This is a genomic window from Amycolatopsis sp. NPDC026612, assembly GCF_040638285.1.
Lineage (GTDB): Bacteria > Actinomycetota > Actinomycetes > Mycobacteriales > Pseudonocardiaceae > Amycolatopsis.
In genome coordinates this window covers 37,433-59,003 of the sequence record NZ_JBEZYB010000049.1, presented here as the reverse complement: position 1 = coordinate 59,003, position 21,571 = coordinate 37,433, and the positions used below count along the sequence as shown (strand labels likewise).

Annotated in this window: 22 protein-coding genes; 3 read left to right on the top strand and 19 right to left on the bottom strand. The window is 70.0% G+C overall.

The features are described 5' to 3' along the window. Positions 1-49 precede the first annotated feature (49 nt). The 4 genes from AB0F15_RS32060 to AB0F15_RS32045 are packed head-to-tail and all read right to left on the bottom strand — an operon-like array spanning position 50 to position 4,603. Complete coding sequence (locus tag AB0F15_RS32060) at positions 50-1,474, bottom strand: GH1 family beta-glucosidase (RefSeq protein ID WP_360278510.1); 1,425 nt, start codon at positions 1,472-1,474, stop codon at positions 50-52. 17 nt (positions 1,475-1,491) lie between these two features. Next, the gene (locus AB0F15_RS32055; protein WP_360278507.1) at positions 1,492-2,379 is read right to left on the bottom strand and encodes a carbohydrate ABC transporter permease; all 888 of its coding nucleotides are present in this window, start codon (positions 2,377-2,379) and stop codon (positions 1,492-1,494) included. 8 nt (positions 2,380-2,387) lie between these two features. Beyond that, on the bottom strand, positions 2,388-3,320 hold the full coding sequence (locus tag AB0F15_RS32050) for a sugar ABC transporter permease (RefSeq protein WP_360278504.1): 933 nt from the start codon (positions 3,318-3,320) through the stop codon (positions 2,388-2,390). Further along, positions 3,320-4,603: an extracellular solute-binding protein gene (locus AB0F15_RS32045; protein WP_360278501.1), complete on the bottom strand. Its 1,284-nt coding sequence runs from the start codon at positions 4,601-4,603 to the stop codon at positions 3,320-3,322. The genes AB0F15_RS32050 and AB0F15_RS32045 overlap by 1 nt, the downstream gene beginning before the upstream one ends. Before the next feature lie 160 nt (positions 4,604-4,763). Here AB0F15_RS32045 and AB0F15_RS32040 point away from each other — a divergent pair, with 160 nt between their 5' ends. Beyond that, the gene (locus tag AB0F15_RS32040; RefSeq protein WP_360278499.1) at positions 4,764-5,813 is read left to right on the top strand and encodes a LacI family DNA-binding transcriptional regulator; all 1,050 of its coding nucleotides are present in this window, start codon (positions 4,764-4,766) and stop codon (positions 5,811-5,813) included. A gap of 119 nt (positions 5,814-5,932) precedes the next feature. Here the strand turns inward: AB0F15_RS32040 and AB0F15_RS32035 are convergent, their stop codons facing one another. Both AB0F15_RS32035 and AB0F15_RS32030 read right to left on the bottom strand, forming a co-directional pair. Further along, on the bottom strand, positions 5,933-6,907 hold the full coding sequence (locus AB0F15_RS32035) for a ferritin-like domain-containing protein (RefSeq protein ID WP_360278497.1): 975 nt from the start codon (positions 6,905-6,907) through the stop codon (positions 5,933-5,935). Between the two features lie 116 nt (positions 6,908-7,023). Continuing rightward, complete coding sequence (locus AB0F15_RS32030; RefSeq protein ID WP_360278494.1) at positions 7,024-8,265, bottom strand: aminotransferase class I/II-fold pyridoxal phosphate-dependent enzyme; 1,242 nt, start codon at positions 8,263-8,265, stop codon at positions 7,024-7,026. A 63-nt stretch (positions 8,266-8,328) separates the two neighbouring features. On the opposite strand from AB0F15_RS32030, the gene AB0F15_RS32025 reads away from it, so the two are divergent. Beyond that, positions 8,329-8,805, top strand: a complete 477-nt coding sequence (locus AB0F15_RS32025; RefSeq protein ID WP_360278491.1) for a hypothetical protein — start codon at positions 8,329-8,331, stop codon at positions 8,803-8,805. Here the strand turns inward: AB0F15_RS32025 and AB0F15_RS32020 are convergent. The 13 genes from AB0F15_RS32020 to AB0F15_RS31960 all read right to left on the bottom strand — a co-directional run bounded on the left by AB0F15_RS32020 (position 8,802) and on the right by AB0F15_RS31960 (position 20,335). Next, the gene (locus tag AB0F15_RS32020; protein WP_360278488.1) at positions 8,802-9,284 is read right to left on the bottom strand and encodes a hypothetical protein; all 483 of its coding nucleotides are present in this window, start codon (positions 9,282-9,284) and stop codon (positions 8,802-8,804) included. The genes AB0F15_RS32025 and AB0F15_RS32020 overlap by 4 nt on opposite strands. Then, a complete protein-coding gene (locus AB0F15_RS32015; protein WP_360278486.1) occupies positions 9,281-9,769 on the bottom strand; it encodes a hypothetical protein in 489 nt (162 codons plus the stop codon). The genes AB0F15_RS32020 and AB0F15_RS32015 overlap by 4 nt, the downstream gene beginning before the upstream one ends. Next, complete coding sequence (locus AB0F15_RS32010; RefSeq protein WP_360278483.1) at positions 9,766-10,995, bottom strand: MCE family protein; 1,230 nt, start codon at positions 10,993-10,995, stop codon at positions 9,766-9,768. Before AB0F15_RS32010 ends, AB0F15_RS32015 begins: the two co-directional genes overlap by 4 nt. Beyond that, positions 10,992-12,155 (bottom strand): MCE family protein, encoded by a 1,164-nt coding sequence (locus tag AB0F15_RS32005; protein ID WP_360278480.1) that lies wholly within the window; start codon positions 12,153-12,155, stop codon positions 10,992-10,994. The genes AB0F15_RS32010 and AB0F15_RS32005 overlap by 4 nt, the downstream gene beginning before the upstream one ends. Continuing rightward, positions 12,152-13,345: an MCE family protein gene (locus AB0F15_RS32000; protein ID WP_360278477.1), complete on the bottom strand. Its 1,194-nt coding sequence runs from the start codon at positions 13,343-13,345 to the stop codon at positions 12,152-12,154. Before AB0F15_RS32000 ends, AB0F15_RS32005 begins: the two co-directional genes overlap by 4 nt. Then, a complete protein-coding gene (locus AB0F15_RS31995) occupies positions 13,342-14,373 on the bottom strand; it encodes an MCE family protein (RefSeq protein WP_360278474.1) in 1,032 nt (343 codons plus the stop codon). Before AB0F15_RS31995 ends, AB0F15_RS32000 begins: the two co-directional genes overlap by 4 nt. After that, entirely contained in the window at positions 14,370-15,407 is a 1,038-nt protein-coding gene (locus AB0F15_RS31990) for an MlaD family protein (protein ID WP_360278471.1), read from the bottom strand. Before AB0F15_RS31990 ends, AB0F15_RS31995 begins: the two co-directional genes overlap by 4 nt. Then, entirely contained in the window at positions 15,404-16,738 is a 1,335-nt protein-coding gene (locus AB0F15_RS31985; protein WP_360278469.1) for an MCE family protein, read from the bottom strand. Before AB0F15_RS31985 ends, AB0F15_RS31990 begins: the two co-directional genes overlap by 4 nt. Further along, positions 16,735-17,583 carry an ABC transporter permease gene (locus AB0F15_RS31980; protein WP_360278467.1) on the bottom strand — a complete coding sequence of 283 codons (849 nt, stop codon included), beginning with the start codon at positions 17,581-17,583 and terminating at the stop codon, positions 16,735-16,737. The genes AB0F15_RS31985 and AB0F15_RS31980 overlap by 4 nt, the downstream gene beginning before the upstream one ends. Next, entirely contained in the window at positions 17,583-18,371 is a 789-nt protein-coding gene (locus tag AB0F15_RS31975; protein WP_360278464.1) for an ABC transporter permease, read from the bottom strand. Before AB0F15_RS31975 ends, AB0F15_RS31980 begins: the two co-directional genes overlap by 1 nt. A 76-nt stretch (positions 18,372-18,447) precedes the next feature. After that, the gene (locus AB0F15_RS31970) at positions 18,448-19,206 is read right to left on the bottom strand and encodes a glucose 1-dehydrogenase (RefSeq protein WP_360278461.1); all 759 of its coding nucleotides are present in this window, start codon (positions 19,204-19,206) and stop codon (positions 18,448-18,450) included. Continuing rightward, a complete protein-coding gene (locus tag AB0F15_RS31965; protein ID WP_360278458.1) occupies positions 19,203-20,060 on the bottom strand; it encodes a 3-oxoacyl-ACP reductase in 858 nt (285 codons plus the stop codon). Before AB0F15_RS31965 ends, AB0F15_RS31970 begins: the two co-directional genes overlap by 4 nt. Positions 20,061-20,143: 83 nt before the next feature. Next, positions 20,144-20,335 carry a ferredoxin gene (locus AB0F15_RS31960; RefSeq protein WP_360278455.1) on the bottom strand — a complete coding sequence of 64 codons (192 nt, stop codon included), beginning with the start codon at positions 20,333-20,335 and terminating at the stop codon, positions 20,144-20,146. A gap of 70 nt (positions 20,336-20,405) precedes the next feature. Between AB0F15_RS31960 and AB0F15_RS31955 the strand changes: the two genes are divergently transcribed. Next, positions 20,406-21,569, top strand: coding sequence for an acyl-CoA dehydrogenase family protein (locus AB0F15_RS31955; protein ID WP_360278452.1), 1,164 nt, complete (start codon positions 20,406-20,408; stop codon positions 21,567-21,569). Positions 21,570-21,571: the final 2 nt, after the last annotated feature.

Here is a 21,571-nt window from a genome sequence, read left to right as displayed (position 1 = left end):
TCGTCGGGTCGTAATGAACGCACCGAAGGCCACATTGGGGCGCTCGGGCTCATTCGCGCTGAGCGGCGATGTGGTCGCGGTACCAGCGGTAGCTGGCCCGGGGGGTGCGCTGCTGGGTGGTGTAGTCGACGTGGACCAGGCCGAAGCGGTGCTTGTAGCCGTGGGCCCACTCGAAGTTGTCCAGGAGCGACCAGCAGAAGTACCCGCGCAGGTCGACCCCCGCGGCCACGGCCGTGCGCGCCGCCTCGATGTGCTCGCTGAGGAACGAAATGCGCTCGTAGTCGGCGAAGTCGCTGCGGTCCGGGTACACGCAGCCGTTCTCGGTGACGTACACCGGCGGGAGCGCGGGGTAGCGGTTGTGCAGGCCGACCAGGGCTTCGGTCAGGCCCTCCGGCTCGACCGGCCAGCCCATGCCCGTCCGCGGCACGTCCGGCACCCGCGAAGTGTCCACTCCGATGTCGGCCACGGTCCGCAGCGCCGGGTCCGGCTCGCGGTGCGGGGCGTCCGCGACGTGCATGCGGTAGTAGTAGTTGACGCCCAGGTAGTCCAGGGGCTGCCCGATCGTCTCCAGGTCGCCGTCGTGGCGGAACGAGAAGTCCGAAACGCCGTCGAACATCGCGGTGAGCCCCGGTGCGTACCGGCCGCCGAGGAGGGGGTCGGTGAACTGGCGGCGCAGCAGCGTGTCCTGCCGGGCCGCCGCCGCGGCGTCCGCGGCCGAGTCCGTCACCGGCACCGCGGGCGACTGGTTGAGCACGATCCCGAACTGGTGCTGGGACGTCGCCTGCGCCCGCATCGCGCGGACGGCCAGCCCGTGGCCGAGCAGCAGGTGGTGGGCGGCCGCCAGCGCGCCGTCGCCCTCCCTCGCCCCGGGCGCGTGGCGGCCTTCGCCGTAGCCCGCGACCGCGCACGGGTACGGTTCGTTCAACGTGGTCCAGTGCTCGACCAGGTCACCCAGCTCCGCGTGGACCAGGGCGGCGTAGTCGGCGAACCGGTGGGCCGTGTCGCGGGCGCGCCACCCCCCGGAATCTTCCAGCTCCTGCGGCAGGTCCCAGTGGTACAGCGTGAGGAACGGCTCGATCCCCTTCTCCCGCAGCCCTTCCACGAGCCGCCGGTAGAAGTCGAGGCCCCGGCGTTCGACGCGGCCGCGGCCGGACGGCTGCACCCGCGGCCACGACACCGAGAACCGGTAGGCGTCCACGCCCAGCCCGGTGAGCAGGGCGAGGTCCTGCGGCCAGCGGTGGTAGTGGTCGGCCGCCGGTTCCCCGGTGTGGCCGCCGGCCACCGCACCGGGGACCGCCGCGAACGTGTCCCAGATGGACGGTCCGCGGCCGTCGACGTCGGTGGCGCCCTCGATCTGGAACGCCGAGGTGGCCACGCCCCAGCGGAAGCCGGGCGGGAAAACCGCTTTTCGGGGTTCCGGGTGGCGAAGCCCCTGGCCCGGGGCGAAGCCCCGGTCGTCACGGCTGGAAGTCACGGTGAGCTCCGGGAGGATCAGCCCTTGAGCGCGCCCTGCATGATGCCGCCGACGATCTGGCGGCCGAACAGCAGGAACACGACGAGGACGGGGACGGTGCCGATGGTGGCGGCGGTGAGCACGAGCGTGTAGTCGGTGGTGTAGCCGCTGGCCAGAGTGGACAGTGCGGTTTGGACGGTCGGGTTCTCCGGCACCAGCACGACCAGCGGCCAGAAGAAGTCGTTCCAGGCCTGCATGAAGGTGAACAGGCCGAGCACCGCCGCGGCCGGGCGCGCGGCGGGCAGCGCCACGTGCCAGAACAGCCGCAGCGACCCGCAGCCGTCCATCCGCCCGGCCTCCAGCAGTTCCAGCGGCAGCGCCCGCTCGAAGTACTGGCGCATGAAGAACACGCCGAACGCCGTGACCAGGCCGGGAACGATCACCGCCTGCAGCTGCCCGGCCCACCCGAAGTCGGCCATCATCATGTACAGCGGCACGACGCCCAGCTCGGTGGGGATCGCCTGGGTGGCGACCACGACGAGCAGCAGCGCGGTCCGCCCGCGGAACCGCATCTTGGCGAAGGCGAACCCGGCGAGCGTCGAGAACAGCACCACCGAAACGGTGATCGTGCCCGCGACGATCAGCGAGTTGCCCAGCGCCAGCGCGAAATCCGTCTCGTCGAAGACGCGGGCGATGTTCTCGAACAGGTGCCCGCCCGGCACCAGGACCGGCGGCACGCTCCCCACGGCCTCGGTCGTCTGCGAGGAGACGACGAACGACCAGTACACCGGGAACGCCGAGCCGGCCAGGATCGCGATCAGCGCGGCGTAGGTCCACGGGCTCGCGACCCGCTTCGCGAGCCGCCGGACCCGGCCCGGCGATGCGGCCGGCGGCGCGGGTGCCGCCGGGGTCAGCACGGTGGTCATGTCCGCTCCTAGTCCGTTTGGATGCGCCGGGTCACCAGGTACGACAGGCCCGCGACGAGCATCGTGGCCACGGCCAGGATCAGCGCGATCGCCGAGCTGTAGCCGAAGTCGTACTTGGTGAAGCCCTGTTCGTAGAGGTAGAGCGCGGCCGTCTGGAACTGCCGGTCCGACCCGCCGGTGGCGGCCGCGGCGCCGGGGTTGAACAGCAGCGGCTCGGCGAGCAGCCGCATGTTCCCGGTCGTCGCGATCACCGTGGAGAAGATGATCTGCGGCCGCAGCAGCGGCACGGTGATCCGCCAGAACTGTTGCCACCCCTTGGCGCCGTCGAGGGTGGCGGCCTCGTACATGCTCGACGGGATCGCCTGCATCGACGCCAGGAAGATCAGGGCGTGGTAGCCGGTCCAGCGCCACACCACCATCGACGCGATGGCGGTGTGCGAGCTGGCCGTGCCCGCCTGCCAGTCGACCTGCCCGGCGCCGAACCAGCTCAGCACCCAGTTGATCAGGCCGAAGTCCCGGCCGAACAGCTGCGCGAAGATGATCGTCACCGCCGCCACCGAGGTGATGTTGGGCAGGATCATCCCCATCCGGAACATCGTCCGCCCGCGCAGCCGCCGGTTGAGCAGGTGCGCGATGCCGAGCGCGAACAGGATCTGCGGGATCGTGGTCAGCAGCCACAGGCTGACCGTGTTCCCCATCGCGTTCCAGAAGTACGGGTCGTGGAACAGCAGCTCCTCGTAGTTGCCGAAGCCGATGAACCGCGCACCTTCGGCGTCGATGAGGTTCCGCTTCTGCAGCGACACGAACGCCGTGTAGAGCAGCGGGAACAGCCCGAAGACGCCGAAGATCAGGAAGTACGGGCTGATGAAGCCGAACGGCGACAGCTTGACGTCCCACTTCTGCCGCCGCTCGGCGAAGGTCAGCGTTTTCGCCGGAGCCATCACTTGATCTTCGCGACGTCACCGACCAGCTGCTGCCACGCCGCCGCGCCGTCCTGCTTGCCCTGCTCGACGCGCTGCATCGCGTTGCCGAACTCCGTCTGCACATCGCCGGCCTTGGGGCCCTGGTACTGCGGGTTCAGCTTCTTCGCCGCGTCCGTGAACACCTTGCCCACCGGTGCGTTGCCGAAGAACGGGTTCGTGTAGCCGGTGATCTTCGGGTCGTCGTAGAGCGACGGCACCGACGGCAGCAGACCCTTGCTGGTGAAGACCTTCGCCTGCTGCTCGGGCGCGGTCAGCCACGCGGCGAGGTCGGCGGCTTCCTTGGTGTGCTTGCCCTGCTTCGGCACGGTCAGGTACGAGCCGCCCCAGTTGCCGCCGCCGCCGGGCACGGCCGCGATGTCCCACTTGCCCGCGGTGTCCGGGGCCTGGTCCTTGATCTTGGTCATCATCCACGCCGGGCAGGTGACGGTCGCGAACTGCCCCTGGGTGAAGCCGGTGTTCCACTGCGGTGTGCTGTACAGCAGGCCCGCGCTCAGGTTGGCCTTGACCGCGTCGGTCACGAGGTCCCAGCCCTGGCGCAGCGCCGGGTTGCTGCCCACGACGAGCTGGTCGTTCTGGTCGTAGTAGCCGACCGGGGCCTGGCCGACGATCGCGTTGAGCACGGTCGGGCCGCCGTCCATGAACTTGACGCCGTTCGGTGCCTGGGCCTGGAACCGCTTGCCCGTCTCGAAGAACGCCTGCCAGGTCGGCCAGAGGGCGGAGACGGCGTCCCGGTCTTCGGGCAGCCCGGCGGTCTTGAACATGTCGCGGCGGTAGCAGATGGCCAGGCCGCCCACGTCGGTGCCGTAGCCGATCTGCTGCCCGCCCTTGGCCAGCGACGCCGCCCACTTCCAGCCCAGCCAGCGGTCCTTGAGCTGGTCGCCGCCGACGGTGTTCAGGTCGACGAACTTGTCCGGCGTCGCCTTGAACTGGGCGACGTACCCGGTGTCGATGGCCTCGACGTCCGCGGCGCCGGCCCCGGTGGCCAGGTGCGCGGCGAGGTTCTTGTGGTGGTCGGAGTAGGCGGCGGTCCGCTCGGTGATCTCGATGTCCGGGTGCGCCGCCTGGTACTCCTTGATCAGGTCGGTGTAGCCGAAGTTGCCGAACAGGCCGAGGCTCAGCTTGACCTTGCCGCCGGCGCCGGCGCCACCGTCCCCGCAGGCGCTCAGTGCCGTGACCGCGGCCAGGGTGGCACACACCCCGGCGATCAGGCGGATCCGGCGGTTTCTCGTTTTCGGGCGCATGAGATCTCCGTTGTTCTGCGGGCCGTCGGGAAAACGCGGGTCCCATGAGAGCGCTCCCAGCAGCCCGCCGTCAAGTAACGAAATAGTAACGTCGCCCGACATTTACGCAGTCAGAGATCGTGTGCTACAGATGTAACCGGTTACAAGAACGGAGGTCGCCATGGTCACCGCACGCGAAGTAGCGCAGCTCTGCGGGGTTTCCGTCGCCACCGTGTCGCGGGTGTTCAACCGCCCCGCCACGGTCAGCGTGACGACGCGCGAACGCGTCGAGCGCGTGGCGCGGGAACTCGATTTTTCGCCGAACGAGTCGGCACGGGCGCTGTCGCGGCAGCAGTCGGCGATGGTCGGCATGGTGTGGGACACCGACCACCGGCGGCCCGGCTGGCGGCACCCGTTCCTGCAGGACCTGTTGCTGGGTCTCAAATCGGCGTTGAGCTCGCACGGGTACCACCTGCTGCTGCTCGCGACGAGCGACGACGCCCGCGACCGCCATCCTGGCGTGTCGCTGGCCGATCCGATCGCCTACGTCGGCATGACCCGGCGGCACCACCTGGCCGGGCTGGTGCTCATCGACAGCGGGACGGACGCCGAGGCGTTCACCGCGTTCGCCCAGTCCGGCTTGCCGTGCGTCGCACTGGACGTCGCACTGGCCGGGCCGCGGGCGACCTACGTGACCTCCGACAACGCCGGTGGCGCGGCGGAAGCCGTCCGGCACCTGGCCTCGCTCGGGCACCGCCGGATCGCGACGATCACCGGGCCCCGCGGCAACGCGCCCGCCGCCGCCCGCACCGAGGGCTACCTGCGCGGGCTGGCCGAAGCCGGACTGCCGGTGCGGGAAGACCTCGTGGTCAGCGGGGACTTCTACCGCGAGAGCGGGTTCGTCGGCATGCGACGGCTCCTCGCCCGCAAGGACCCGCCGACGGCGGTGTTCGCGGCCAGCGACGAAATGGCGGTCGGCGCGCTGCTGGCGGCCCGCGCGGCCGGGCTGCAGGTTCCGGCGGACCTGGCCGTGGTGGGGTTCGACGACATCGAGGTGGCGTCCCTGGTGGACCCGGCGCTCACGACGGTGGCCCAGGACAAGCCGGGCTTCGGCACGGCGGCAGCCGGCGCGTTGCTGGCGATGATCGAGAACTCGGCGGCCCCGGAACCGGTGCAGCTGCCCACGAAACTGGTGGTGCGCGATTCGTGTGGCGGGCAACGCCGTCGTTAGGGCGACGAGGGTGCGGAGCCGCCCCCGGTGGCCGGGGACCCGGTGCGGTCCCCGAAAGCTCCACCGTGGACTCCGCGTGCCGCCGTCGTCGACGTCATCGTGACGGCGGCACGCGGGGCCTACTCCTTCGCACCACTCGTGGCGATGTCGCCGTTGAGGCCGCGCGGGTAGAAACCACCCGAGGAAACCTTGTCCGGGTTGAGGTAGGCGATGTTGAGAACGCGCTCGGCGGAGCGGCCGAACGCGATGCCGTTGGCGTCCGCCGGGACGAGGTTCGCCTTGCCGTCCTTCAGCACGCCTTCGTCGTCGTCGGCCTTGCCGTCGAGGCTGTCGCGGGCGTCGGAGATCTTGTTCGTGATGTCCCCGAGGCCACGCTCGAACAGCTGCGAACGGACGATGCCCGCGTGGTACGCCTCGACCGCGAGGATGCCCGCCGCCGCGTCGAGGAACGTCTTGTTGTTCACCAGCGGCGCCGCGCCCTTGTAGGCGGACACGCCGACGTCCTCGAACAGGAACGCGGCGAGCAGGAAGTTGTTCTCGCTCGCGAACGGGTCGAACGTCTGGCCTTGCTTGATCACCCCCGCGGCCTGCATGGCCGCGGTGAAGCTGTTCTGGAAGTCGATTTCCGGCTGCGCGACGGCCGCCTTGTCGAGCGCCTTGCGCAGGAAGGTGACGTGGGCGACCTCGTCGCCGGCGATCTCCTGGACGATCTGCTTGGTGTGCTCGCTCTTGAACTTCACCGCGTGCCCACCGGAAACCTTGCCCAGGTTGCCGACACCGTTGACGTACTTGTCGTTCAGCCCGTAGCCGTAGACGGCGAACGAGTACAGGTTCGCCTCGAGGTACTCGAGGTTCAGCGCGAAGTTCAGCACGGCAGCGTCACTCGCCGCCTCCTTCGCCGCATCACCTCCCTGCGCGCCGTACTGCGATGTGGCACCTGCCGAGCCGAGGCCCAGCGACAGCGCCGTGCCGAGCGCACCGGCACCCGCGACGCCGAGCCCCGCCGCTCCCGCAGCCTTGAGGAAGCGGCGGCGGTCGGTCGCGTTCTCCGCGCTGCGCTCGATCAGCTGCTCTGTGTAGCGTTTTCCGAACACCGGGGGACGTCCTCTCGTGACGAGTTCGTCCACCTCACCCACCGGTCATACGTACCCCGGCGTCCCCCGGCTCGGTCAAAACGGAAAAATTTTTGATCGACTTCCGTTTGCGCAGGTCAGCCGCGTTGAGCGACCGCGAGCCGGACGCAGACGGCCAGCGCGCGGACGGCCTCTTCGACCTCGGCGAGCTTCGGGAAGGTCGGCGCGATCCGGATGACGGCGTCGGCCGGGTCATTACCGTGCGGGTGGGTCGCCCCGGCGGGGGTCAGCGCGACACCGGCCTCCTTCGCCAGCCGCACGACCTCCTTCGCGGTGCCCTGGGGGACGGTCAGCGTGACGAAGTACCCGCCGGTCGGCTTGGTCCAGGACGCGAGGTCCGACAGCTCCTCGGTGAGGATGCGGTCGACGGCGGCGAACTTCGGGCCGATGATCTCGGCGTGCTTGCGCATGTGGGCGCGGACGCCGTCCTCGTCCTTGAGGAAGTGGGCGTGGCGGAGCTGGTTGACCTTGTCCGGGCCGATGGTGCGCTTGCCGGTGTTGCCCGTCCACCAGGCGAGGTTGGCCTCGGACGCGCCGAAGAAGCCGACGCCGGCCCCGGCGAGGGTGATCTTCGAGGTCGAGCCGAAGACGAAGACACGGTCGGCGTGGCCGGCCTCGGTCGCCAGGGCGAGGACGTCGGCCAGCTCCGGCTCGTCGTCGGTCAGGTGGTGCACGGCGTAGGCGTTGTCCCAGAAGATCCGGAAGTCGGGCGCCGCGGTGCGCATGGTGGCGAGCCGCCGGACGACGTCGTCACTGAACGTGACCCCGGTGGGGTTGCTGTACTTCGGCACGCACCAGATGCCCTTGACGGCGGGGTCTTCGGCGACCAGCGTCTCGACGACGTCCATGTCCGGGCCCTCGTCGGTCATCGCGACTCCGACGAGCTCGATGCCGAACCGCTCGGTGAGGGCGAAGTGCCGGTCGTAGCCCGGAACGGGGGCGAGGAACTTCACCTGCGGCTCGTCGGCCCAGCGGCGCTCGGCGCCGGGGAGCTTGCTCAGCAGCGCCTGGACGACGGCGTCGTGCATCAGCTCGAGGCTGGAGTTGCCCGCGGCGAGCAGCTGCCCGGCAGGGACCTGCAGTGCCCCGGCGAAGATGCGGCGCAGCTCCGGCAGGCCGTTGAGCCCGCCGTAGTTGCGGACGTCGGTGCCGTCCTCGGCCTTGAAGGTGCCCTCGCCCGGGAGGTCGAGCAGCGCGTTCGAAAGGTCGAGCTGCTCGGGCGAGGGCTTGCCGCGGGTGATGTCGAGGGAGAGGCCCCGGCCGGCCAGCGCGGCGTAGTCGCTGCGGGCCGTGTCGGCGTCGACGGAAGCAGTGGTCATGCCGTCAACGCTAAACCCGGCGTCGATACCATTTCGGGGCGGGTCCTGGCTAGGGTGGTTCGTGTGCATCTCGTCGTCCACGCCGACCAGCGGCAGTTCACCATCCGGGATTCCGGGTCCCGGCTGACCGGCAGCGGCTGGACCGAAGCCGCGCTGGATCACCGGATCGGGGCGGAACCGGGCGGCCTCGCGATCGCGACGGCGCGCTCGGACCTGGTGGAGTCGTCGGTGACGCTCGTGCCGTCGGCGCCGGCGTTGACGGCGGACGCGGAGCACGTGGTGGAAGCGGATCTTCCGGTTCCGAGCGGCCGGCTCGTGATTTCCGGGCCCGCCGACTACCCGTCGCAGGAGAGGTTCTTCTCCGTGCTGCCCGGGCGGTACCGGGCGCGGGTTTCGTACGTGCCGACCGGGCCGCCACCGGCCGACTGGAACGACCACGAGTACGGGGAGCACTACCGGTACGTGGTGGAGATGTGGCCGGTGGCGGCGGAGGCCGGGGTCGAGGTACTGCGGCAGGGCGCGGCCGTCTGGGACGGTTAGAGCGCCGTCAGGGTGGCCAGCTTCCAGCGGCCGTCCACCCGCTTCGCCGTCACCGCCAGCTGGGCCACGGTGGACGACGGCGCTCCCCCGCCCTGGGCGACCGTCTGCTGGTCCAGGAACAACAACAGCGAAGCCTCGTCACCGCGCAACGAACGCACTCCCACCGCCCGGACCGTCGTCGTGCGGACCAGCTTCTCCGACGTCGCCCGGGTCCGGGCCGAAGCGAACTGGGTCTGGTACTGACGCACCGCGTCCCCGGTCAGGACGTCCGAAGCCGCCCGCTCGGTGCGGGCCAGGTTCGCGTAGTCGTACGAGAACACCGCCTTGACCGCGTCGCTCACTTCGGACGAAACGTCGGCGGTCGCGGAGAGATCCACCAAGGCCGCGTTGTCCCCCGCTGACAACGACGTCGTCTCGATGCCGAACCACACCGTGCAGCCCAGGGCGAGCACCACCACCAAAGCCAGGACGCGGGTCATGAGCCCGCCGCCTGGACGCCCGCGATCTTCCAGCCGCCGGGAGCACGGGACACGTCCACCGTCAGCCGGTTCATCTTCGGCGCGGCCGCGGCGCCGCCCGTCGAAACCCGGACGTCGAGCACCGCCAGCAGCCGCGCCTTTCCGGCGGGGACGTCGACCTCCGTGACCGCCGCCTGGACCAGCGAGGCCGACGAAACCGTGCGAGCCGTCCCCGCACGGTCGATCTGAAGCTGCCGGTCGCCCGCGAGGTCCGTTCCGTACCGACCGGTCGTCGCCGCGATCCAGCGGTCCACGTCCGCGGCCGCGGTGCGGTAGTCGATCGTGTTGAGCGTGACCAGTTCCGGGCCCGCCGCCGCCAGTACCGCGTCGCGCTCCCGGCCCCGGGCCGAGGCGTCGTCCGCGGCCGCGCGCCACCACGACCAGCCCGAAAACGCGGCCGCCAGCACGGAAAGCACCGCCGCGGCGGCCAGGAACCGGAGCTTCACGGCGCGCCCAGCAGTTTGGCCAACCCACCCGCCGACGGCCCGGTCAGCAAGCTCAGCATCCCCGGAAGCTGTTGCGGCGCCGGAGAAGCCTGCTGCTGCGGAGCCGCGGGGATCGCGGGCGGCTTCCCCGCGTAGGGCGCGTTCTGCGCACCCCGCACCCCCGTCGGGCTGCCCGGCGGCTCGGCGCAGTACGCGTTCAGGTTCACCGGTGCTTCGGTCTCGTCGTTCGCCGGACGCTGCTTGGTGCCTTCGTAGCCCTTCGTGCACGAAGCCGGGTCGAAGAAGTTGAACACCACGCCGAGGTGACCGGTGCCGTCCGGGGACGTCGACGGCGAGAACGCCGAAATGATCGGGTACGCGACCAGCAGCTCCTCGATCGAGTCCTTCCGGGACGTCGTGATCTGCGCGGTGGTGAGCAGGTTGGCGAACAGCACCCCCAGGTCCGTGCCCGACGCGGCGAGCACGTCGCTGATCTGCCTGCTCAGCTGCGGCGCCTGCGCGATCACCCGCCGCAGGTCCGGATCGGACTTCTTGAGCTGCCCGGCGATCGTCTTCAACCCGGAAGCGAAGCCGGTGATGTTCGCCGCCTGCCGCTCCTGGGTGCCGAGCACGATCCGGGAGTTCGCCAGCAGCCCCTGCGTCTGCGGGACGTACTGCGCGGCCACCGCCGTCAGCGAGCCCGTGCTGTCGAGCAGCTGCTGCAGTTCCGGTCCGGCCCCCGCGAACGCGTTGTACGTCTCGTCGACGACCGTCCGCAGCGAATCCGGGTGCACGCTCGCGACGAGGTCGTCGAGGTGGGTGAGCACGGTGTCCGGCGACGGCGGCAGCGACGTCTTGTCCGCCGTGATCACCGAGCCGTCCTTCAGGAACGGGCCGCCGTTGTGCTGGGGCAGCAGGTCCACGAACTGCTCCCCCACCGCCGACCGGTCGGCCACCTGCGCGTGCGCGTCGGCCGGGATGTCCGGGGCGCCCGCGTCGATGTCGAGGGCGACGTCGACGCCGTGCTCGGTGAGCGTCATCGACGTCACCCGCCCGACCGTGACCCCGCGGTAGGCGACTTCGGAGTTGACGAAGATGCCGCCGGAGTCGGTCAGCTGCGCGGTGACGACGTAACCGCGGGTGCCGAAGAGCCGGTCCAGCCCGGCGTACCGGCCGCCGGCGTAGACGACCGAAACCACCGCGATGACGACGAACGCGAACAGCTGCACGCGGATCTTGCGGGTCACCGGCCACCCCCGAACAGGCCGAGCAGGCCGCCCAGCAGGTCGGGTCCGGCCGCCGGCGGGGTGGTGCCCAGGTCGGGCAGCGGCAGCGGCGGCGCGGCGGCCGGCTGCCCGCCGCCGATCTTCTGCGGCAGCGCGATCGGCGGCTGCGACGAGTTCGTGAAGTTCGAGATCAGCGTGTCCAGGTCGAGGTTCACGTTCGCCTCGACGTTCGCGTAGTCGCCCTTGATCACGTTGCCCGCGTAGTCGGGGAACGGGTAGGTGAGCAGGATCTGCAACGCGTTCGGCAGGTTCTGCCCGGCCTCACCGAGCTTCGCCAGCGTGGGCTGCAGGGCCTTGAGGTTCGCGACGAGCTGGTCGCGGCTCTTCGTCACGGTGTCCACCGCGACGCCGGACAGCGTGTTCAGCGCGTTCAGCATGCCCACGAGCTGGTCGCGCTGGTCGGTGACGACCTTCAGGCCCGGCGCGAGGTTGTCGAGCGCGTTGGTCAGGTTCTGCGTCTGGCCGGTCAACGTGTGGGACAGCTTGGCGAGGCCGTCGATCGCCCGGAGGATCTCGGTCTTGTGCCCGTCGAGCTGCGTCGCCAGTTCGTCCACCCGGGACAGCAGCGCGCGGATTTCCGGCTCGTTGCCCGAAAGCGCGTCGTTGAGCTCGTGGCTGATCTTCTGGATCTGCTCGACGCCGCCGCCGTTGAGCAGCAGGGAAAGCGCGCCGAGCACCTCCTCGACCTCGGGGTTGCGGTTGGTGCGCCCGAGCGGGATCTGCCCGCCGTCGCCCAGTTTCCCGGCGGCCGGCTCGGCCGTCGGCACGCTCAGCTCGACGAACTTCTCACCCAGGAGGCTGGACTGCTTCAGCTCGGCGCGGGCGTTGGCGGGCAGCGCGATGTCGCCGTTGACCGTCATCGACACCAGCGCCGAGCGCGTGTCCGGCGTCAGCGTGATCCTGTCGACGCGCCCGACCGCGACGTCATCGACCTTCACGCTGGACTGCGGCACCAGGTCGAGCACGTCGGTGAACAGCGCGGTGACGTGGTAGGGGTGGTCACCGACGTCGGCGCCGCCCGGCAGCGGCGTGCCGTACAGGCCGTTGAACCCGCCGTCGCTGCAGCCGGCCAGCACGAGCACGCCCGCCACCATCCCGGCGATCCGCTGCCGCCGGTTCACTTCGCACCACCCGAAAGCTGCTCCATCACGTCGACGAGCGGCAGCGGCAACGGTGGGAGTTCGCCGTTCTGCAGGGAGTTGAGCACCTGCGGGATGGTCGGCAGCTTCAACGCGCCGTCGAGGACCGGCGCCAGCTGCTTGCAGATGTTCCCCAGCGTGTCGGGCACTTCCTTCGGCGTGGCCGCGCTGATCAGCCGGCACACGGTGAGGATCGGCGGGTTGGTCAGCTCGTTGAGGTTGTCGCGGACGGCGATGGTGCCCGACGCCGCGTCGTAGGAGTTGATGAAGTTCGTGGCGCCGGTCGGCGCGATGTCGAGCACCTCGGCGAGCGCGGCGCGCTGGTCGACCAGAACCTTCGACAGCGACGCCAGTTTGTCCACATTGGACTCCAAGGCCGTCTTGTTGTCGTTGACGAACTGCTGGACGTCGCCGAGCGCGCCACCGAGGGACTGCAACGCCGCCCCGACGTCGGTCGAATCCGCGGCGAGGAACCGGCTGACGTCGGCGACGCGGCCGTAGAACTCGTTGAGCTGCTGGTCGCTCTGGGCGAGGGCGCCGGTGAAGGAGTTCAGGTTCTGCACGGTCGAGAACAGGTCGTCCTTCGAGCCGTCGAGGGTCTTGGCGAGCCCGGCCAGCTGCCCGACGGTCGAGTTCAGCGTCGAACCGTTGCCCTTCAGCGTGTTCGCCGCCGTGTCGAGCACGCCGGACAGCGCGCCGTCCTTGTTGGCACCGGTCGGGCCCAGCGCCGTCGACAGCTTGTCGAGGCTCGAGTACAGGTCGTCCAGCTCGACCGGCGTCGCCGTCCGGTCCTTCGCGAGAACCGTGCCCGAAGCGAGGACAGGGCCGCTGTCGTACGCCGGGGTCAGCTGGACGTACCGGTCGCTGACCAGGCTCGGCGCGACGACGACGGCACCGACGCCGGCCGGCAACGGCACGTCGTCGACCCGCATGTCCACGCGGACGGCGTCACCCTGGGGCGTGACGTCGGTGACCTCGCCGACGGGCACGCCGAGCACCCGCACCGACGATCCCGCGTACAGCCCGACGGTCTTGCCGAAGTACGCCGAGAGCTTCGTGCCGGCGGATCCGCGGAACACCAGGTACAGCCCCGCGGTGACGATCAGGGCGAGGACGCACGCGAACGCCAGCCAGGTCACCAGGGTGCGGCCGCGGTAGGTGCGGATGGTCATCGGCGGCCCACCCCCTGGTTCGGCGCCGCGATCGGCGGGGTGCAGCCTTCGGGGTTGATGTGCAGCCCGGCCGCGGTGATCGTCGGCGGCAGCAGCCCGCACAGGTAGCCCTCGAACCACCGGCCGTTGCCGGTGGCGTTCGCGCCGACGCGCGCGAACGGCGCCATCAGCTGCAGGCTCTTGTCGAGGTTGCCCTGGTTGCGCTGCAGGATGTCGGTCACCTTCCCGAGCTTCTCCAGCGTCGGCTTCAGCTGCGCCCGGTTGTCCTGCACCAGCCCGGTCAGCTGCTGCGAGAGCTGCTGGGTTCCGGTGAGCAGTGCGTGGATCGCGGTCTTGCGGTTCTGCAGCTCGGTCAGCAGCAGGTTGCCGTCGCTGATCACGCGCTGCAGCTGGGCGTTGCGGTCGGACAGCGTCTTCGAGACCTGGCTCGTGTTGGCCAGGAGCGTGTGCAAGTCACTGTCGCGTGAGGACACCGTGCGCGCCAGCGAGGACAGCCCGGTGAGCGTGTCCTTCAGGTACTGGGGGCTGTCCTTGAGGCTGTCGGACAACGCGTTGAAGCTGTCCGCGAGCTGTTTCGTGTCGATGTCGCCGACCGTGGTCGACAGCTGTTCGAAGGCGTCCTGCAGCTGGAACGGCGTGCGCGTGCGGGCCTGCGGAATGGTCTGGTCCGGCTCCTGCGCGCCGCCGCCCTTCGGGTCGAGCGCGAGGTACTTCTCCCCCAGCAGCGTCTTGATCTCAATTGACGCTGTCGTCCCGTCGCCGACCCGGACGTCCTTGACGCGGAACTTCACGAGCACCTGCTTGCCCGCCAGCTTCACCGACGACACCGTGCCGACCTTGACCCCGGCGACCTCGACCTCGTTGTCCGCGGCCAGCCCGGCGGACTCGCCGAAGTACGCCGAGTACGTCGTGCCGTTGCCGAAGAACGGGAGCTGGTCGGAGAAGTACGTCGTCGCCGTGACGAGCACGATCAGCACGAGCGCGACCGCACCGACCGCGGCCTGGTTGCGTTCTTTCAGCGGCTTCACGGACCACACCTCTCCGCGCGCTGCGTACCCGGGATCGGGATGATCGGCAGGGTGATGTCGAGCGAGGAAATGCCGATGGTGCCGGTGATCCCGCACAGGTAGTAGTTGAACCAGCTGCCGTAACTCAACGTCCGGGTGAACTTCTGCAGGTTGCCCGGCAGCACCTCGAGGAGGTGGTTGAGCAGCTCGCCGGAGTCGCCGAGGTTCTGCGAGAGCACGCCGAGCTGGGCGACGTCGTCCTTGAGGGCCGGGCGCGCGTCGGCGAGCAGGCCCGTCGTGGACACGGCGAGGTCGCCGAGCGCGCTGACCGCGTCGCCGATCGGCTTGCGCTGCTCGGCCAGCCCGCTGACCAGTTTCTGGGTCTGTTCGATGAGGTCGCCGAGCTGCGCGCCGCGGGAGTTGACCGTGCCGAGCACCGTGTTGAGGTTGGCGATCACCTGGCCGATGACCTGGTCCTTGCTCGCGATCGCCGTCGTCAGGGACGCGGTGTGCTGCAGGAGGCTGGTGATCGTGCCGCCCTCGCCCTGGAAGACACTGATGATTTCGGCCGACAGCTGGTTGACGTCCTTCGGGCTCAACGCCTTGAACAGCGGCTTGAAGCCGTTGAACAGGACGGTGAGGTTCAACGCGGGTTTCGTGCGCTCGGGCGGGATCGTCCCGCCGTCCGGCAGCGTCCGGTCACCGGGGACGTCGGTGCCGAGCGCGAGGTAGCGCTGCCCGACGAGGTTGCGGTATTTGATCGTCGCCGTGACCGTCTCGGGCAGCCGGTAGGTGTGCTCGACGTCGAACCGCACCTCGGCGAGGTTCCGCTCGCCCTCGACCACCGCGATCGTGTCGACCTGGCCGACCTTGACCCCGGCGATGCGGACGTCGTCGCCTTCCTTGAGCCCGGACGCGTCGGTGAACTTCGCCAGGTAACCCGACGTCACCCCGAAGTTGGTGTTCGCGATGGTGGCCGCCAGTATCCCGGTGAACAACACGGTGACGGCGGCGAACACCAGCAGCTTCACCAGTGACGGGACGAAACTCCTCACTTGAGCTCCACCTCCGCTCCGCGGTACAGCGGCCCGACCAGCAGGCCGGCCCAGCCCGGCACGGCACCCGGCGAAGTGCCGAGCGCGGGCGAGGCGAGCAGGTCGATCAGGTCGTTCTCGTAGGCCGACCCGACGATCGTGCCGTCCCCGCCGACCGCGCCGCCGCCCGCGGTGATCGGGCCGGGCAGCTTCTCGGGCGGGTTCTTCGGCGGCGCGGGCTTGCTGGAGCCGTCCTCGATCGCGCCGTCGGGCGGGTACTGCGGCCACACCCCCGGCTTCGGGACGCTCGGGTAGCAGCGCGGCCCGCGCTTGTCCTCGTACTTGGGCTCGTCGACGCCGGGGAGGTACTTGCCCCGGCTGGCGGCGAACTCGATGGTGACCCGGCTGACTTCGGGGTGCGCGGTGCCCTTGCCGAACGCCAGCTCGGCCCGGGGGACCGACTCGGCGAGCTGCCGCATCAGGCACGGGTACTCGGGCGCGTACTTCGCGAGGACGTCCAGGGTCGGCTGGATCGCCGTGGTGAGCCGGATCAGGTTGTCCTTGTTGACCTGCAGGAAGCTCGTGAGGTCCGTGGACGCTGCCGCCACGGTGGCGTAGAGGTCGCTGAGCTGCGCGCGCTGGTCGACGATCGTCCGGCTCGTGGTGGTCAGGTCGGACAGCGCCTGCAGCAGGTCCGGCGCGGCCTTGTCGTAGGTGTTCGCGACGTTCGCCAGGCCGGTGATGTCGGCCTTGACGTCCGGCAGTGACGGGTTGAGCTTGCCGAGGTAGTCCGACAGCCCGGCCAGGGTCTCGCCGAGCTGTTTGCCCCGGCCGTCCAGTGCGGTCGCCACCGCGGTGAGGGTGCTCGACAGCTTCTCGGGCTGGACCGCCTGCAGCAGCGGCAGCACGTCGTCGAGGACCTTCTGCAGCTCGATCGCGGCGCTGCTGCGGTCCTGCGGGATGACGTCGCCCGCCTCGATCGGCCGCCCGGGTTTCTCCGGCAGCTGCAGGGCGACATAGCGCTCGCCGAAGAGCGTCTTCGGCAGCAGCCGCGCGGCCACGTTCGCCGGGATGACGGCGGTCTTCCCCGGGTCGAGGGCCAGCTCGAGCTCGGCGTGATCGCCCTTCGCCAGCACCGACCGGACTTCGCCGACGAGCACGCCGCGGACCTTGACGTCGCCGCCGGTGCGCAGCTGGCTGCCGACGCGGTCGGTTTCGAGCTTCACCAGCGTCACCGGCGTGAACGCCTTGTTGTACACGGCGAGGGTGAAGGCGATGAACAGGGCGGCGACGAGCAGGAAGACGAGCCCCAGCACCTGGTACCGGAGCCGCTGCCAGAGCTCGCGTCTCATCCCGAGATCCTCACCGTGGTGTTCGCGCCCCAGATCGCGAGGGACAGGAAGAAGTCCAGCACGGAGATCAGCACGATGGACGTCCGCACCGCCCGGCCGACCGCCACGCCGACCCCGGCCGGGCCACCGCTCGCGGTGAAGCCGTAATAGCAGTGGGACATGATCACGAGCACGCTGAACACGATCACCTTCCCGAACGACCACAGGACGTCGCCGGGGGGCAGGAACAGCGTGAAGTAGTGGTCGTAGGTGCCCGCGGACTGGCCGTAGAGCCAGATGGTGATCTGCCGGGACGCGAGGTAGCTCGAGAGCAGGCCGACCGCGTACAGCGGGATCACCGCGGCGACGCCGGCGAGCACCCGGGTCGTCACCAGGTACGGCATGCTCGGCACGCCCATCACTTCGAGGGCGTCGATCTCCTCCGAAATCCGCATCGCCCCGAGCTGCGCGGTGAAGCCGCAGCCGACCGTCGCGCTCAGGGCGAGCCCGGCCGAAAGCGGCGCGACCTCGCGGGTGTTGAAGTAGGCGGAGATGAACCCGGTGAGCGCCGCCGTGCCGAGCTGGTTCAGCGCGGAATAGCCCTGCAGGCCGACGATGAGCCCGGTGAACAGCGTCATCCCGATCATCACGCCGAGCGTGCCGCCGATGACGGCGAGGCCGCCGGTGCCGAAGCAGACCTCGGTGAGCAGCCGCAGCGTTTCCCGGCCGTAGCGGCGGATCGTGCGCGGCGACCACGCGAGCGCCTTCACGGCGAACGCGAGCTGCTTGCCGAGGCCTTCCAGGCTCTGGCCCGGGCGCGCGAGGTATTCGAGCGTCCGGTCGGCGTCCAGCGGTTCGGCGGTCATCACATCGCCTTCGGCGGGACGATCCGCAGGTAGATCGCGGTGAGCACGACGTTGATCAGGAACAGCAGCAGGAACGTGATCACGACGGCCTGGTTGACGGCGTCCCCGACGCCCTTCGGGCCGCCCGCCGGGTTCAGCCCGCGGAACGCGGCGACGACCCCGGCGACGAAGCCGTACAGCAGCGCCTTGAGCTCGCTGACCCAGAGGTCCGGCACCTGGGCGAGCGCGTTGAAGCTGGCCAGGTACGCGCCGGGCGTGCCGCCCTGCAGGACGACGTTGAAGAAGTAGCCGCCGAGCACGCCGACGACGCTGACCAAGCCGTTCAGCAGCACCGAAACGACCATCGCGGCGAGCACCCGCGGCACGATGAGCCGCTGGATCGGGTTGACGCCGAGGACTTCCATGGCGTCGATCTCTTCGCGGATCTTGCGCGCGCCGATGTCCGCGCAGACAGCACTGCCGCCCGCGCCGGCGACCAGCAGCGCGGTGATCAGCGGGCTGGCCTGCTGCACGATGGCGAGCGCGCTGGCCGCGCCGGTGAACGACTGGGCGCCGATCTGGGCGGTGAGCGAGCCGAGCTGCAGCGCGATCACCGCGCCGAACGGGATGGCCACCATCGCCGTCGGGAGGATCGTGACGCTGGCGAAGAACCAGCACTGCTGGATCCATTCGCGCGCTTGGAACGGGCGCTTGAAGATCGCGCGCAGGACTTCCCAGGAAAGCGTCGCCAAGCGGCCGACCTGGGTCAGGGCCGCGGTTCCCGGGAGCGTGCCCGTGCTTCCGCTCACCACACCTCCCAGTAGGTCTTCGCTGACCTCCGAGTCTTCTCCACACCCGGTGCCCGATTTTCGTTAGCGGTGTTTACTAGAAATTGAGCGCGTGCGTCGCCGTGGCCCCGCCGTCCGCGACGAACTCCGCTCCCGTGCAGTACGCGCTCTCGTCGCTGGCCAGGAACAACACCAGCTTGGCGATGTCCTCGGGCTGCCCGACGCGCTTGAGGGCGACCTTCTTCCCCACGAACGACATGTCGACTTTCTGGCCGCCCGCCGCAGTCTCGACCATCTTGGTGTCGATCGCGCCGGGGTGCACCGAGTTGACGCGGATGTGCTTCTTGCCGAGCTCCATCGCCGCGACCTTGGTCATGCCGCGGATCGCGAACTTGCTCGCGGTGTAGGCGACGAGGTAGGGCATCCCGGCCAGACCCTCCACAGAGGACACGTTGACGATGGAGCCACCGCCGGCGGCGGTCATCGGTTCAACGACCGAACGCATGCCGAGAAACGCCCCGATCTGGTTCACCCGGATCACGCGCTCGTAATCGGCCAGCGTCGTCTTGCCCAGTTCCGAAAAATGGAGGATGCCGGCGTTGTTGACCAGCACGTTCGGCGCGCCGAACTCGGTGGTCGCGCGCTCGACCGCGGCGACCCAGCCGTCCTCGTCGCCGACGTCGAGGTGCTGGTAGACGGCCTGATCGCCGAGGTCGGCAGCCAGCTGCTTGCCCTCGTCGTCGAGGATGTCGGCGATCACCACCTTCGCGCCTTCGGCGACGAACGCGCGCGCGGCGGCCTCGCCCTGCCCGCGCGCGGCGCCGGTGATCAGGGCGATCTTCCCGTCCAGCCTCATGACTCTCCCAGGATCTCGGTGGCGGCGAACATCCGGCCGGGGTCGCGGTCGGCGAAGAAGGTGCTCATAGAGTTTTCGAGCTCGTCGAGCTTCCAGCGCTGCTCGATCCGCGGCGGCTCGACCAGCGCGACCGTGCCGCCGTGCACGACGAACACCTGGCCGTTGACGTGCTCGGCCGCCGGGGAGGCGAGGTAGGCGACGAAGGGGGCGACGTGCTCGACCGAGAGCGGATCGGCGCCCTCGGCGGGAGCCGCGCCGAACACGCCCTCGGTCATCGCCGTCCGCGCGCGCGGGCAGATCGCGTTGGCGCGGACGCCGTACTTGGCCAGGCTCCGGGCGGCCGACATGGTGAGCGCCGTGATGCCCGCCTTCGCCGCGGCGTAGTTGGGCTGGCCTGGTGAGCCGATGAGGAACGCCTCGGACGCCGTGTTGACCAGCCGCCCGTAGACCGGCTTCCCGTCCGCTTTGGACCTGTCGCGCCAGTGCTTCGCGGCGTTGCGGGACAACAGGAAGTGCCCACGCAGATGGACGCGCAGCACGGTGTCCCAGTCGTCGTCGGACATCGAGAACAGCATCTTGTCGCGCAGCACGCCCGCGTTGTTGACCACGATGTCGAGCCCGCCGAGGTCGAGCGCGGCCCGGACGAGCGCGTCGGCCGTGGCCCGCTCGCCGACGTCGCCGGCGACCGCGACCGCCTTGCCGCCGGCCGCTTCGATCTCCGCGACGACGTCCTTCGGCTCGCCGATGTCGTTGACGACGACCGTGGCGCCCCGCCCGGCCAAGGCGAGCGCCTCGGCCCGGCCCAGCCCCGCGGCGGCACCCGTGACGATCGCCGTCCTGCCGGTCAAGCTCACCGCGGGCCTCCTCGCCGAGTCCTGGATCTCGCGCCTAGAGTAGAATCTGTTCTTGTTCAGGGCAAGCCCGAGAGTAAACGGTGCTAACCGCTGATGAACAGGGCGTTCTTCGGACATCCCTTGATCGCATCAGAAACACGTTCCACCTCGTCCGCCGGCACCGCGCCGGGCCGGATCACGAGTTCTTCGTCGTCGTCGAGGTCGAAGACGGCCGGGGCGAGCCCCACGCACACCGCGTTCGCCTCGCAGAGCAGCCGGTCGACGCCGATCTCCATGCTTCCTCCGCCACGTGAGTACTGGTACAACTAGAACAGGTTCTAGTGTAACGCCGGATCGAGGTGACGGGTGCGGATCGACTACACACCGGAGCAGCGCGCGCTGGCCGCCGAGCTCAGGGAGTACTTCGCCGAGCTGATGACGCCCGAGCGGCGGGACGGCCTGCGCTCGGGCGGCGGCGAATACGGCGATGGCGTGGCGTACAAGGAGATCGTGCGGCAGCTGGGCAAGGACGGCTGGCTCGCGCTGGGCTGGCCGCCCGAGTACGGCGGGCAGGGCAGGCCGATGCTCGACCAGCTGGTGTTCACCGACGAAGCGGCCGTCGCCGGGGTGCCGGTCCCGTTCCTCACCGTGAACACCGTCGGCCCGACCATCATGCGCTACGGCACCGAAGAGCAGAAGGCGTTCTACCTGCCGAAGATCGCCGCCGGCGAGCTGCACTTCTCGATCGGGTACTCCGAGCCGGAGGCCGGCACCGACCTGGCGTCACTGCGCACGCGCGCCGAGCGCGACGGCGACGAGTACCTCGTCACCGGGCAGAAGATGTGGACCAGCCTGATCGAGTACGCCGACTACGTCTGGCTCGCCGTCCGCACCGACCCGGCCGCGAAGAAGCACCGCGGGCTCTCGATCCTCATCGTGCCGACGTCGGCGCCGGGGTTCTCGTGGACCAAGGTGCACACGGTGGCCGGCGCGGGCACCAGCGCCACGTACTACGACAGCGTGCGCGTGCCGGTGTCCGCTCGCGTCGCCGAGGAAAACGCGGGCTGGCCGCTGATCACCAACCAGCTCAACCACGAGCGCGTCGCGCTGACGTCGTCGGCACCGATCCGCAAGGCGCTCGCCGACGTGCTGGCGTGGGCGAAGGAGACCGGCGCCATCGACCACGAATGGGTGCGGTTGCACCTCGCGCGGGTGCACGCCGGCGCCGAGTACCTGAAGCTGCGGAACTGGCGGATCGCCTGGGCGGCCGCGGCCAGCGAGCTCGGCCCGGCGGACGCGTCGGCGACGAAGGTGTTCGGCACGGAGTTCGCGATCGAGGCCTACCGGCTGCTGATGGAGGTGCTCGGCGCGGCCGCCGTCGTCCGCGAAGGCTCGCCGGGCGCGCTGCTGGCCGGGCGGATCGAGCGGCTGCACCGGTCGGCGCTGATCCTCACCTTCGGCGGCGGCACCAACGAGATCCAGCGGGACATGATCGCCGCGACCGCACTCGGCCTGCCCGTCACGCGCTAGGA